Origin of the sequence: Allosalinactinospora lopnorensis (assembly GCF_000981225.1) — a bacterium.
Taxonomy (GTDB): Bacteria; Actinomycetota; Actinomycetes; order Streptosporangiales; family Streptosporangiaceae; genus Allosalinactinospora; species Allosalinactinospora lopnorensis.
Window position 1 is genome coordinate 18,823 of the sequence record NZ_LAJC01000073.1, and the last position, 13,474, is coordinate 32,296.

Genomic DNA, 13,474 nt, shown 5'->3' on the forward strand with positions numbered 1-13,474 from the left:
TGACCATGGCCCAACACACCTTAGAACTGCCCGACCTCGGTGAGGGGCTCATCGAGGCCACCGTCTTGGAATGGCTGGTCGAACCGGGCGCCGGCGTCGAACGCAACCAGCCGCTGGTGGAGGTGGAGACGACCAAGTCGGCGGTGGAGATCCCGTCCCCCTGCGCCGGCGCCGTCGCCCGGCTGCACGCCGCCGAGGGCGACGTCGTCAGGGTCGGCGAGGCCCTGGTGACGTTCGACGTGGCACAGGACGCCGGAATCGTGGGAACGGTACCCGCGCAAGAGCGGAAACCGACGCGCCGGGTGCGGCTGAAACCCCCGGAGGAATGAACGGAGGGACGCGATGCGGCCAGGCGCACCGGCGGGGATCCGCGGAGGTGGACACGGATTTCCGGTACGGGGCACGGCACCGGAACCGGTGACGTCCGGTAGCGGGCCGTGCCCGGAGATGGAGAAGAGCTTGCACGCCACCCTCAACAGCGCTGTCACGCTGCGCTACGTGGACGACGACCCCGGCGCCGCCCCCGGCCGTCCCCCCGTACTGCTGCTGCACGGCTTCGGTTCCACCTTCGAGCTGAACTGGGTCCGGACCGGCTGGACCGCCGCGCTGGCGGCCGAAGGGCTCCGCACGATCGGGCCCGACCTGCGCGGCCATGGCAGCAGCGGGAAACCCCGCCAGGACGACGCCTACCTGCCCGGGGTGTTCGTCGCCGACCTGGTGCTGCTCCTGGACGAGCTCGGCGTCGAGCGTGCCGATGTCGTCGGCTACTCCATGGGCTCCCGGCTGGCCTGGGAGTTCGCCCTGACCCGCCCGGAGCGGGTGCGGCGCGCGGCCCTCGGCGGTTTCGGGCCGCGCAACGCCTTCGCCGGCACCGATCTGGACGACCTGGAGTCCGACGACAGCCCCTTCGGTCGCCTGTACCGCGCGGTCGCGGAGCTGCCGGGAAACGACCTCGCGGCGCTGGCGGCGTGCGCGCGGGGCCAGGCCGCCCGCCCGTTCACCGAGGAACCCGCGCCGCGTTCCACGCCGCTGCTCTTCGTCGCGGGGGAGGAGGACGAGATCGCCGACGGCGTGGAGCGGCTCGCCCGGGTCTCCGGCGCCGCGGGGGCGCTGCGCATCGCGCGCCGCGACCACCGCACCGCCGTAACGGCCGGTGCGTTCAAGAAGGCCGTGCTGGAGTTCCTCGCCGACGAGGCCCCGATCTCCTCGACGGCCTGAGGCGGACGCCCGCAGGGCGCGGACCGTCCGGGCCGTGGCCTAATACAGTGCCACCAGGACGAGGGGCGGCGCCGGAAACCCCAACGGCAGAAGGGCCGGGCGTGACGCGAGAACCGGGCGAGGTGGACTGGCCGCGGCTGCGCGCCGCGGCCGGTGCCGCCGCGCGCAACGCCTACGCTCCCTACTCCCGGTTCCCGGTCGGGGCGGCGGCACTCGCCGACGACGGTCGTACGGTGACCGGCTGCAACGTCGAGAACGCGTCCTATGGGCTCACCCTGTGCGCCGAGTGCGGCCTCGTCTCGGCGCTGCACGCGACGGGCGGCGGCAGGCTGGTCGCGTTCACCTGCGTCGACGGTGCCGGGGCGCTGCTGACCCCCTGCGGCCGGTGCCGCCAGCTGCTCCACGAGCACGGCGGCGCCGACCTGCTGGTGGACACCCCGCGGGGAGCGGTCCGGCTGGCCGACCTGCTGCCCCAGGCATTCGGCCCGCACGACCTCGCACGCTGACCGGAAAGGGACGTATGGACGCCATCGACATCATCGTCACCAAGCGCGACGGCGGCGAGCTCAGTGCCGCGCAGATCGACTGGGTCATCGACGTCTACGCGCGGGGAGGCCCCAACGGCAGCGCGGTGGCCGACGAGCAGATGGCCGCGCTGAGCATGGCGATCCTCTGGCGCGGGATGACGCGCGCCGAGGTGAGCCGGTGGACCGAGGCGATGCTGCGCTCCGGTGAGCGGCTGGACTTCTCCGACCTGCCCGCGCCGACCACCGACAAGCACTCCACGGGCGGCGTCGGTGACAAGATCACACTGCCGCTCACCCCGGCGGTGGCCGCGTGCGGCGCGGCGGTGCCGCAGCTCTCGGGCCGCGGCCTGGGGCACACCGGGGGCACGCTGGACAAGCTGGAGTCCATCCCCGGCTGGCGGGCCGAGCTGACCCCCGCGGAGATGCGGCGCTGCCTCACCGAGGCGGGAGGGGTCGTGTGCGCGGCGGGCGCCGGACTGGCCCCGGCCGACCGAAGGCTGTACGCGCTGCGCGACGTCACCGGAACGGTGGAGTCCCTCCCGCTGATCGCGAGCTCCATCATGTCCAAGAAGCTCGCGGAGGGCACCGGGTCGCTCGTCCTGGACGTCAAGGTGGGATCGGGCGCGTTCATGAAGGACGCCGCGTCGGCCCGGGAACTGGCGCGCACCATGGTCGACATCGGGACCGACAACGGTGTCCGCACGGTCGCGCTGCTCACCGCCATGGACACCCCCCTCGGCCACGAGGTCGGCAACGCACTGGAGGTGGCCGAGTCCGTGCGGGTGCTCCGCGGCGGCGGACCGGACGACGTCGTCGAGCTGACCGTGGCGCTGGCCCGGGAGATGCTCGCGGCCGCGGGCCTGAACGGGGCGAAGGATCCCGCCGACGCCCTCAAGGACGGCTCGGCGATGGACGTCTGGCGCCGTATGATCCGGGCCCAGGGAGGCGACCCCGACGCGCCGTTGCCCGTTGCCAGGGAGCGCATGGAGATCCCGGCGCCGGCGACGGGCCGACTCACCCGCCTGGACGCCTACGCGGCCGGTGTCGCCGCCCGGCGGCTCGGAGCCGGCCGGGCGCGCAAGGAGGACCCGGTGGCTCCCGGGGCGGGGGTGAGCCTGCACGCCAAGCCGGGCGACGAGGTCCACGCCGGCCGGCCGCTGTTCACCCTGCACGCCGACGACCCGGCCCGGCTGGAACGCGCCGTCGAGGTTCTCGCCGACGCCTACGAGATCGACGGCCCGCAGGAGCGTCTCCCGCTGGTCATCGACCGGGTCACGGCCTAGCGGCCCCGCGCCCGCTCCCGGCCCCCGGCGATCGGAGCCCCGCCTTCGGTGTCCTGGGAGACGGCCGCCCGGTTGCTCCCGCGCAGCGCGGGTATGCCCACTGTCAGACGTCCGTCAGGGCCGCCCGGCGCGGTCCTGGTGGACCGGTGGACGACGTGTACCAGCGGCCGGATCGGCAGCGCCCCGCGAGAAGACACAGGACGTTCCCGGCCGTCCCTGTGGCGGTGACCGGTGGAACGCGGGTGCCGCGCTGGAACCGGTGTCCACCGGGTGTGCAGGTAGGCGGCCATTGTGTTCGGGGCGATGCCGGAATCGCCTACCACGGGTGCTTCCGGCGGACCGTGGACCGAAGTTCCGAGCGGAGGCCGCCGGGGATCGCCCATTAGGTTTGGGGGGATATCCGATGGCGATCGACTTCACTCTCACCACCGAGCAGCGGCGTCTGCAGAGTTCCGTGCGGGAGTTCGCGCGGGACGTACTCGCTCCGTTGTCGGACCAGGTCGACCAGGAGCCGGACCCGCTGCGCGCGTTCCAGCTCGTGAAACCGGCGTACTCGGAGGCGTGCAAACAGGGGATCGCCTTCTCCATGCTTCCGAGGGAGTACGGGGGCGGCGGCCTGTCCAACGTCGACTTCGTGATCGCCGCGGAGGAGATCCAGGCGGTCGATCCCGGGTTTGGGACCACCGTCCTGGTCAACGGGCTCGGGCTGATGCCCGTCTGGTACTACGGCACCGAGGAGCAGAAGAAGCGGTTCATCGGCGCCGCGACCTCCGACCAGAGCGGCGAGTTCATCGTCGGATACGCCGCGAGCGAGCCGCCCGGCACCCCGGGCGGTACCGCCAACTTCGACGCGCCCGCGATAGGCGGGGCGGGAATGCATGTCACCGCCACGCGGGACGGGGACGACTACGTCATCAACGGCCGCAAGTACTGGCCGTGCAACGTGGGGGGCTGGGACAACCAGGGCGCCGACCTGAACCTGGTCGTCGTGCGCACCGATCCGAACTCCGGAGGGACCACGGGACTGTCCGCGATCATGGTCGAGCGCGGCACACCGGGGGTCAGCTACAACTCGATCAGCACCTCCGCCCAGCGCAGCGCTCCCAACTGCGAGATCGTCTTCGACAACGCGCGGGTTCCCGCAAGCAACCTGATCGAGGGAACCAGGGGCAATGGCGACCTGGTGATCAACCGCAACTTCGCGTGGTCGGGGCCGGTGGCCGGGATCGGCGCCGTCGCGGTCGCGCGCAGCGCCTACGAGGACGCGCTCAGGTGGGCCAAGACCTACACGGGAGGCGGGCCCGAGCCCATCATCAACTACCAGTACCCGGGCTACGTGCTCGGGGACATCGCGACGAAGATCGAGGCCGCGAGGTACTTCTGCTGGAAGGGCGCCCACTACCTGGACCAGCACGGCTACCACGGCGAGATGCTCGGGGCGATGTGCAAGGTGCACTGCACGGAGATGCTGTTCGACTGCGTGTACAAGTGCATGCAGGTGGTGGGGGTCAACTCCCTCGACACGAAGCACAGGTTCCACCGGTACCTGCGGGAGGCCTCGCTCCTGCCGCTCTACGACGCCGGGAACTTCGGCATGCAGAGGCGCCGCGTGCACGGTGTCATGGTCGACGAGAGCTTCAACCCGCGGGCCTTCATGGACGACGAGGCCGTTGACTTCACCAAGGGCATGGAGGGGATCGACACGGTCCCCGGTCCCAAGACGGACGCGCCCGCCATGGCGCGTTAGGAACGCGGGCGAGACCGCGCAGGGGTGCACGCCGAGCCGCTCGGCGTGCACCTTCGCGCGGCGGGAACCGGCGGGCGAGCAGCGGTCGAGATCTGTGGACCGAGGTCTTTCAATTCGCACGCCTTTCCCCGGGGGATTCCGGTACTGCGGGACGCCACGCTACTCGGGCTTCTTCGAGGGCCGGGCACCGGTCGGTGGAGAAAAACAATCACGCGTGCTTGTTTTTTCCGGACCCGGATGCCAGGCTCGTCCCATGAACGCGACGCCCGCGGCTTCGCTGCGTGTGGGCAACGCGTCCGGCTTCTACGGTGACCGGTTCGCGGCGGTGCGCGAGATGCTCGCCGACGGTCCGCTGGACGTGCTCACCGGCGACTACCTGGCCGAGCTCACCATGCTCATCCTCGGCCGCGACCGGTTGAGGGACCCGGGGCTGGGATACGCCCGGACCTTCCTGCGCCAGATGGAGCAGTGCCTGGGCCCGGCCCTGGAGCGCGGGGTGGCGGTCGTGGTCAACGCCGGCGGGCTGAACCCGGCGGGGCTGGCCGATCGGCTGCGGGAGCTCGCCGAGCGCCTTGGCCTGCGGGCGCGCATCGGACACGTCGAAGGCGACGACCTGATGGGGCGCACCGCCGAACTGGCCCTGGGGCAGCCCCTGACCGCCAACGCCTACCTCGGGGCGTGGGGCATCGCCGAGTGCCTGCGGGGCGGGGCCGACGTGGTCGTGACCGGCCGTGTCACCGACGCCTCCCTCGCCGTCGGGCCGGCGGCGGCCCATTTCGGCTGGGAACGCGACGACTACGACGCGCTCGCCGGCGCCACCGTCGCCGGACACGTCATCGAGTGCGGGGCGCAGGCCACCGGCGGCAACTACCCCTTCTTCGCCGAGCTGGAGGCGGCCGGATACGACCTCACCCGGCCGGGTTTCCCCGTAGCCGAGATCCACGCCGACGGCTCCTCGGTCATCACCAAGCACGAGGGCACCGGGGGAGCGGTCACCACAGGCACCGTCACCGCGCAGCTGGTGTACGAGATCGCGGGGGCGTGCTACCCGGGTCCTGATGTGACCGCGCGGCTGGACACCGCCGAGCTGGCCCAGGAGGCCCCCGACCGGGTGCGGATCAGCGGCGTGCTCGGGCAGGCCCCGTCGCCCGAGCTCAAGGTCGGGCTCACCCGGATGAGCGGCTTCGCCAACGAGATGACGCTCGTCCTCACCGGCCTGGACGCCGATGCCAAGGCCGAGCTCGCCGAGCGCCAGATGCGTGCCGCGCTGGCCGGGAACGAACCCGCCGACCTGGACTTCCGGCTCACCCGCCGCGGGGAGCCCGACGCCGGCACGCAGGACGGGGCGAGCGCGCACCTGCGCATCACCGCGCGCGACCCCGACCCGGGCAGGGTCGGCCGCTCCTTCAGCTCGGCGGCCGTGGAACTGGCGCTGGCCGGGTTCCCCGGGTTCCACGCGACGTCGCCGCCCTCGGAGGCCCGGCCCGACGGCCTCGCGTTCGCGTCGGGCTCCCTGCCCGCCGGTGAGGCCGCGCATACCGCGGTCCTCCCCGACGGGACGCGCGTGGACATCGCCCCCGCAGCGGCCGGCGTACCGCCGTCCGAGCCGCCGGAACCGCCGCTGCCCGCGCCGCTGCCGCACGGGCGCACCCGCGAGGTCCCGCTGGGGGCCGTCTTCGGCGCGCGCAGCGGGGACAAGGGATCCTCGGCCAACATCGGCGTGTGGGCGCCCGGCGACGACGCCTGGCGCTGGCTGGCCCACCGCCTCACCGCGGACCGGCTCCGCGAACTCCTCCCCGAGACCGCGCCGCTGCCGGTGACCCGCTACCTGCTGCCCAACCTGCGTGCCGTCAACTTCGTGGTCGACGGGCTCCTCGACGGCGGCGCCGCGGCGAACGGCCGCAGCGACCCGCAGGCCAAGGGGCTCGCCGAATGGCTGCGCGGTCGCCGCGTCCTGCTGCCGGAGGAGCTGCTGGGATGACCGTCCTGCGTTCCAGGCTCGACACCGCCTCGCCGCAGTTCGCGGCGGGGCGCGAGGCGATGCTGGCCAAGCTGGCCGAGATCGGGGCCGAGCACGAGAAGGCGCTGGCCGGGGGAGGCCCCGGCTACGTCGACCGGCACCGTTCCCGGGGCAAGCTGCTCGCCCGAGAGCGGATCGAGCTGCTCCTCGACCCCGACTCCCCGTTCCTAGAGCTCTCCCCGCTGGCCGCGTGGGGCAGCGACTACCCGGTCGGGGCGAGCGTCGTCACCGGGGTCGGCGTGGTCGAGGGCACCGAGTGCGTGGTCGTCGCCAACGACCCGACGGTGCGCGGCGGCGCCACCAACCCCTGGAGCGGGAAGAAGACGCTGCGCGCTCTGGAGATCGCCGAGCAGAACCGGATGCCGCTGATCAACCTCGTCGAGTCCGGCGGCGCGGACCTGCCCAGCCAGAAGGAGATCTTCATCCCGGGCGGGCGGCTCTTCCGCGACCTGACCCGCTTCTCCGCCGCCGGCATCCCCACGCTGGCCCTGGTCTTCGGCAACTCCACCGCGGGCGGCGCCTACGTCCCCGGCATGTGCGACCACGTTGTGATGATCCGCGAGCGCTCCAAGGTGTTCCTGGGCGGTCCGCCGCTGGTCAAGGTGGCGACGGGGGAGGAGAGCGACGACGAGTCGCTCGGCGGGGCCGAGATGCACGCCCGCGTCTCCGGGCTCGCCGACCACCTCGCCGAGGACGAGCACGACGCCATCCGCATCGGGCGGCGGATCGTGGCCCGCCTCAACCGGCGCAAGGCCGGCCCCGCCCCCGCCGCGGTCGCCGAGCCCGCCTACGACGCCGAAGAGCTGCTCGGCGTGGTCCCCAGCGACCTCAAGTCCCCGTTCGACCCGCGCGAGGTGATCACCCGCGTGGTCGACGGCTCCGACCTCGACGAGTTCAAGCCCGGCTACGGAACCAGCCTGGTGACCGGGTGGGCCCGGCTGCACGGCTACCCCGTCGGGCTGCTCGCCAACGCACAGGGGGTGCTGTTCAGCGAGGAGTCGCAGAAGGCGGCGCAGTTCATCCAGCTCGCCAACCGGGCCGACACCCCGCTGGTGTTCCTGCACAACACGACCGGCTACATGGTGGGCCGCGACTACGAGCAGGGCGGCATCATCAAGCACGGCTCGATGATGATCAACGCCGTCTCCAACAGCCGGGTACCGCACCTGTCCGTGCTGCTGGGAGCCTCCTACGGCGCCGGGCACTACGGCATGTGCGGCCGCGCCTACGACCCCCGGTTCCTGTTCGCCTGGCCCAGCGCGCGGTCCGCCGTGATGGGAGCGGAGCAGCTCGCCGGTGTGCTGTCCATCGTCGCCCGCGAGTCCGCCGCGGCCAAGGGGCGGGACTACAGCGAGGAGGAGGACGCCGCCATGCGGGAGATGGTGCGCAACCAGATCGAGGCCGAGTCGCTCCCGCTGTTCCTGTCGGGAAGGGTCTACGACGACGGCGTCATCGACCCGCGCGACACCAGGACCGTGCTCGGGTTCTGCCTGTCGGCCGTGCACAACGCCCCGGTGCGCGGCACCGACGGCTTCGGCGTCTTCCGGACTTGAGGAGAGGACCCGCCGTGCCGAACGAGGTGAGTGGTACGTGATCAGCACGCTGCTCGTCGCCAACCGCGGGGAGATCGCCCGGCGGATCTTCCGGACGTGCCGCGCGCTCGGTATCGGCACCGTCGCGGTGTACTCCGACCCCGACGCGCAGGCCCCGCACGCGCGCGAGGCGGACGCCGCCGTGCGGCTGCCCGGTTCCGCGCCCGCCGAGACCTACCTGCGCGCGGACGCGCTCGTCGAGGCCGCCCGGCGGGCCGGCGCCGACGCCGTCCACCCCCGCTACGGGTTCCTCTCCGAGAACGCCGCCTTCGCCCGCGAGGTGACCAAGGCCGGACTGGTCTGGGTGGGGCCGCCGCCGGAGGCGATCGAGCAATGGGGGCCAAGATCGAGGCGAAGGAGCTGGCCCGCGGCGCCGGCGTGCCGGTCCCGCCCGTGCTCGGCGACGTCACCGAGGACGACCTCCCCGTCCTGGTCAAGGCCTCGGCCGGCGGCGGGGGCGGGGCATGCGGGTGGTCCGCGACCTCGCCGGCCTCGCCGGGGAGACCGAGGCGGCCCGTTCCGAGGCGGCCGCCGCGTTCGGCGACCCCACGGTGTTCTGCGAGCGCTACGTGGAACAGGGGCGCCACATCGAGGTGCAGGTCCTCGCGGACAACCACGGGACCATGTGGGCGGTCGGGGACCGCGACTGCTCGATCCAGCGCCGGCACCAGAAGATCATCGAGGAGGCCCCGGCGCCCGGCATCGGCGCGGCGGCGCGGGAGCGGCTGCACGACGCCGCCCGGCGCCTGGCCGGCGCGCTCGGCTACAGCGGCGCCGGCACGGTGGAGTTCCTGCTCGACGCCGACGGTACGTTCTCCTTTTTGGAGATGAACACCCGCCTGCAGGTGGAACACCCGGTCACCGAATGCGTGACGGGCCTGGACCTGGTGGAGTGGCAGCTGCGCATCGCCGAGGGGGCGGCGCTTCCGGACGAGCCGCCCGCCGCGCGAGGGCACGCGATCGAGGCCCGGATCTACGCCGAGGACCCGGAGCGGGACTGGCGGCCGCAGAGCGGGGATATCGCCGCGTTCGACGTCCCGGACCGCGTCGCCGAGCACACCAACCCCGCCGGGTACGGTGTCCGCGTCGACAGCGGGGTCGAGCCGGGCACCGCGGTCGGCACCGACTACGACCCCATGCTCGCCAAGGTCATCGCCTGGGGGCGCGACCGGCCCGACGCCGCGCGCCGGCTGGCCGCGGCACTGGCCGGAGCCCGGCTGCACGGTCCGGGCAGCAACCGCGACCTCCTCGTCCGGGTGCTGCGCCACCCGGCGTTCGTCGCAGGCGGGGTGCACACCGGGTTCCTCGCCGAGCACTGGGCCGACGGGCTCGCGCGCCCCCTGGCCGCCGGGCCGGCCGAACGCCTCTCGGCGCTGGCCGCCGCGCTGGCCGAGGCCGCGGGCAACCGGGAGAGAGCGCCCGTGCTGTCCTCCCTGCCGCCCGGCTGGCGCAACCTGCCCTCGCAGCCGCAGTACAAGCGGTACCGCACGGCCCGCGGGGAGGAGCTGGAGGTCGGCTACCGCACCACCCGCGCGGGGCCGGTGCCCGCCACCGGCGAAGACGTGCGGGTGCACCGGGTCCGGCCCGACGAGGTCCACCTGGAGGTGGACGGGGTTCGCCGCACCTTCGCCGTCGCCCGCTACTCGGGGCCGCTGACCTGTGTGGACTCGGCGCTCGGCGCGGTCGCGCTGACACCGCTGCCGCGCTTCGCCGACCCGGAGGCCTACGTCGCCCCCGGTTCCGTGCTCGCCCCCATGCCCGGAACCGTCGCCAGGGTCGCCGCCGCCTCCGGCGACCGGGTGCGCGCCGGGCAGGCGCTCATGTGGCTGGAGGCGATGAAGATGGAGCACCCGATCACCGCCCCCGCCGCCGGTGTCGTCACCGAGGTCGCGGCGCGGGCGGGCCAGCGGGTGGACAGTGGGGCGGTGCTCGCCGTCGTCGAAGAGGAGAATTGACTCGTGAGCTTCACCGAACCCGAGGAGCGCGCGGCGCTGCGCGAGACCGTCGCCCGGCTCGCCTCCCGCTACGGTCCCGGCTACTACCGCGGCAAGGCCAGAGCGGGGGAGTACCTCACCGAACTGTGGGCCGAGGCCGGCAAGCTCGGCTACCTCGGCGTCAACCTGCCCGAGGAGCACGGCGGCGGGGGCGGCGGGATCGGCGACCTCGCCGCGGTCCTGGAGGAATTGTCCGCCGGCGGCTGCCCCACGCTGATGATGGTGGTGTCCCCGGCGATCTGCGGCACCGTGCTCGCGCGCTTCGGCACGCCGGAGCAGCGGGAGCGCTGGCTGCCCGGGATCGCCTCGGGCGAGAGCATCCTCGCCTTCGGCATCACCGAGCCCGACGCCGGGTCCAACGCGCACGACATCACCACCACCGGGCGGCGCGACGGCGCGGACTGGGTCCTCAACGGGCGCAAGACCTTCATCTCCGGCGTGGACGTCGCCGACGCCGTGCTCATCGTCGCCCGCACCGAGGACGCCCGGACCGGGAGGCTGCGGCCGGCGCTGTTCGTCGTCCCCACCGACACCCCCGGTTTCGAGGCCCGCGAGATCGAGATGGACCTGCTCAGCCCGGACCACCAGTACGCGCTGTTCCTGGACGACGTGCGGCTGCCGGGCGACGCGCTCGTCGGCGACCCGGAGAGCGGGCTGCTGCAACTGTTCGCCGGGCTCAACCCCGAGCGCATCATGGTCGCGGCACTCGCCGCCGGCTCCGCCCGCCACGCCCTCGACCAGGCGGTATCCTACGCCAACGAGCGCGAGGTGTGGGGCGCGCCCATCGGAGCCCACCAGGGATTGGCGCACCCGCTCGCCCAGGTCAAGATCGAGCTGGAGCTGACCCGGCTGATGGTGCAGAAAGCGGCCGCCCTCTACGACGCGGGCGACGACTCCGGAGCGGGGGAGGCCGCCAACATGGCCAAGTACGCCGCCGGCGAGGTGGTGTCGCGCGCCGTGGACCAGGCGGTGCAGACGCTCGGCGGCAACGGTCTGGCCAGCGAGTACGGCCTCGGCGCGGCGGTCGCCGCCTCCCGGGTGGCCCGCATCGCCCCGGTCAGCCGCGAGATGATCCTGAACTACGTGGCGCAGCACTCGCTCGGGCTGCCGAAGTCGTACTGAGGGGCGGACTGGGGTGGACACCGCGGCCCGGCGGCGCGAACCGCGCCAGGAGCGCAGCCGCGCCACACGGCGGCGACTGCTGGCCGCGGCGGTGGAGTGCCTGGCGGAGTCCGGCGTCTCCGGAAGCACGGTCGGCGCTGTGGCCGAACGCGCCGGGGTGTCGCGAGGGGCGGCCCAGCACCACTTCCGCACCCGCGAGGACCTGTTCACCGCCGCGCTGCGGCACATGAGCGAGCGCAGGATGGCCGAGCTCCGCGGCCGCGCCGAGGCCCTGCCCGAAGGGCCCGAACGCACCGAGGCCGTCGTGCGGATGCTCGTCGACGCCTTCAGCGGCCCGGAGTTCAGCGCCGCGGTCCAGCTGTGGGCGGCCGCGGCCAACGACCCCGGGCTGCGCGCGCACGTGATCCCCCTTGAGGAGTACGTCGGGCGCGAAGCGCACCGGGCGGCGCTCGACCTGCTCGGCGTGGACGAGTCGGCCCCGGGGGTGCGCGAGACGGTGCAGGCCACCCTGGACCTCGCGCGCGGCCTGGGCCTGGCCAACCTGCTCACCGACGATCACGCCCGGCGCCAGGGCATCATCGCCCAGTGGGCGCGCATGCTGGAGCGGGAGCTCGGCCGCGGGTGAGCCGGCCCGTGCCGGAGTCCGTCACGAGCGGAGGAAATTGAGAATGGCCGCCGCGACCGCCTCCGGCTGCTCGACGCCGAGGTCGTGCCCGCCGCCGGGGATCTCGGCCAGGCGCGCGTCCGCCAGGCGGTGGCGCATCCGCGTCGCGGTCGCCGGCGAGAGCAGCTCGCTGTGCTCGCCCCGCAGGACCAGTGTCGGGACGGTGATCCGGTCGACCGCGTCCCATAGCTGCTCCCCTGTGACCCCTTCGGTCACGAAGCGGCCGAGCCGGGCCGCGTCGAACCGCCACACCAGCCGGCCGTCGGCACGCGGCACGAGGCTGTGCTCGACGTAGTGCCGGATGAGGGCCTCGCGGGCGAGCGGGTTGCCGGCCAGCCATTCCCCGACCGCCTGTTCCGGGTCCTCATAGGAGTTGTCGGCCATGGCCTCCAGGATGGACGGCAGTTCCCGCCTGCCCCAGCCGGAGGTGAGGCTGTCCGGCCCGACGTCGACCACCACCAGCCGCTCGACCAGGTCGGGCCGCTGCGCCGCGCACACCATGGCGATGATCCCGCCCAGCGAATGGCCGACCAGGGTCACCCGCGCGAGACCGAGCGAGTCCACCAGCCCGATGACGTCGTCGGCCATGCCGGTGGCGGTGTACTCCTCCGCCCAGTCGGTCCGGCCGTGCCCGCGCTGGTCCACCGCGATCACCCGGAAGCTCTCCGCGAGCTCGGAGGTGAGCGTGTCCCACTCCCGGCAGACCCCCATGAGGCCGTGCAGCACCAGCACCGGCGGGGCGGTGGCGGGCCCGGACTCGCGGTAGTGGAACCGCAGCCCGTTGACGTGGACGTAGTCGTCGGAGCCGGTACCGGGGGCCGGGCCGGATGTCGTCATGGCTACCTCGATCGGGTGGGGGAACCCATGGCTGGTGACCTCGTGCTTCAGGGTATCGTCCCAGCCCACAGCGCCGACCGGGGTATGCCGGACGCGCATCGGAGCAGGCGCCGCATGAGTGTGGCCCGGGAGCATGTTCCCCGGGCCACACCATGGGGTCAGGCTGTTCGCGGGCGGGGACGGGGCGGTAGGCGTCGTGCGGGCCAGTGCCGGGCCGTGCCCGTTTCCCTCGGTAGCGCCGGATGGAATCGGTTGATCGCTTCGGCGAGTTCGGTGTCGCTGTCGCCGGACAGCAGCACCATGCGACCGGTGTGGGCGGCCCAGTACTGGCCGGTGGTGTCGCCGTGCCAGATGGTCCAGCCGTACCGCCGGTAGCTACGGCGCAACCGGTGTAGCGCGGAATCGATCGTGGTGGTTGGTTCGGTAGCGGCTGGGGCGGCTGGGGCGGCTGGGGCGGCTGGGGCGGCGGG

11 protein-coding genes and 1 pseudogene are annotated in these 13,474 nt (G+C 73.3%); 10 read left to right on the forward strand and 2 right to left on the reverse strand.

Annotated elements, in window-relative coordinates; genetic code table 11:
• The first annotated feature begins 5 nt into the window (after positions 1–5).
• From VS93_RS21630 to VS93_RS21675, 10 genes and pseudogenes are all read left to right on the forward strand, one after another.
• Positions 6–329, forward strand: a complete 324-nt coding sequence (locus VS93_RS21630; protein WP_046471734.1) for a biotin/lipoyl-containing protein — start codon at positions 6–8, stop codon at positions 327–329.
• A gap of 130 nt (positions 330–459) precedes the next feature.
• The gene (locus VS93_RS21635) at positions 460–1,218 is read left to right on the forward strand and encodes an alpha/beta fold hydrolase (RefSeq protein ID WP_236700663.1); all 759 of its coding nucleotides are present in this window, start codon (positions 460–462) and stop codon (positions 1,216–1,218) included.
• Between the two features lie 101 nt (positions 1,219–1,319).
• Positions 1,320–1,724 (forward strand): cytidine deaminase, encoded by a 405-nt coding sequence (locus VS93_RS21640; protein WP_046471727.1) that lies wholly within the window; start codon positions 1,320–1,322, stop codon positions 1,722–1,724.
• A 14-nt stretch (positions 1,725–1,738) separates the two neighbouring features.
• Positions 1,739–3,028, forward strand: a complete 1,290-nt coding sequence (locus VS93_RS21645) for a thymidine phosphorylase (protein WP_046471728.1) — start codon at positions 1,739–1,741, stop codon at positions 3,026–3,028.
• 403 nt (positions 3,029–3,431) lie between these two features.
• Positions 3,432–4,775 (forward strand): acyl-CoA dehydrogenase family protein, encoded by a 1,344-nt coding sequence (locus VS93_RS21650; RefSeq protein ID WP_082127090.1) that lies wholly within the window; start codon positions 3,432–3,434, stop codon positions 4,773–4,775.
• 253 nt (positions 4,776–5,028) lie between these two features.
• On the forward strand, positions 5,029–6,756 hold the full coding sequence (locus VS93_RS21655; RefSeq protein ID WP_046471729.1) for an acyclic terpene utilization AtuA family protein: 1,728 nt from the start codon (positions 5,029–5,031) through the stop codon (positions 6,754–6,756).
• Positions 6,753–8,348 (forward strand): acyl-CoA carboxylase subunit beta, encoded by a 1,596-nt coding sequence (locus VS93_RS21660; RefSeq protein ID WP_046471730.1) that lies wholly within the window; start codon positions 6,753–6,755, stop codon positions 8,346–8,348. The genes VS93_RS21655 and VS93_RS21660 overlap by 4 nt, the downstream gene beginning before the upstream one ends.
• A 37-nt stretch (positions 8,349–8,385) precedes the next feature.
• Positions 8,386–10,342, forward strand: a pseudogene (locus VS93_RS21665) (ATP-binding protein).
• A gap of 3 nt (positions 10,343–10,345) precedes the next feature.
• Positions 10,346–11,503 (forward strand): acyl-CoA dehydrogenase family protein, encoded by a 1,158-nt coding sequence (locus tag VS93_RS21670; protein WP_046471731.1) that lies wholly within the window; start codon positions 10,346–10,348, stop codon positions 11,501–11,503.
• Between the two features lie 13 nt (positions 11,504–11,516).
• On the forward strand, positions 11,517–12,128 hold the full coding sequence (locus tag VS93_RS21675; protein ID WP_046471732.1) for a TetR/AcrR family transcriptional regulator: 612 nt from the start codon (positions 11,517–11,519) through the stop codon (positions 12,126–12,128).
• Positions 12,129–12,149: 21 nt separating this feature from the next.
• On the opposite strand, the gene VS93_RS21680 is transcribed toward VS93_RS21675, so the two are convergent.
• On the reverse strand, positions 12,150–13,103 hold the full coding sequence (locus tag VS93_RS21680; protein ID WP_162231699.1) for an alpha/beta fold hydrolase: 954 nt from the start codon (positions 13,101–13,103) through the stop codon (positions 12,150–12,152).
• Between the two features lie 59 nt (positions 13,104–13,162).
• Positions 13,163–13,474, reverse strand: a 312-nt coding sequence (locus tag VS93_RS28520) for a hypothetical protein (RefSeq protein ID WP_394298842.1), incomplete at its 5' end; no start/stop codon positions are given.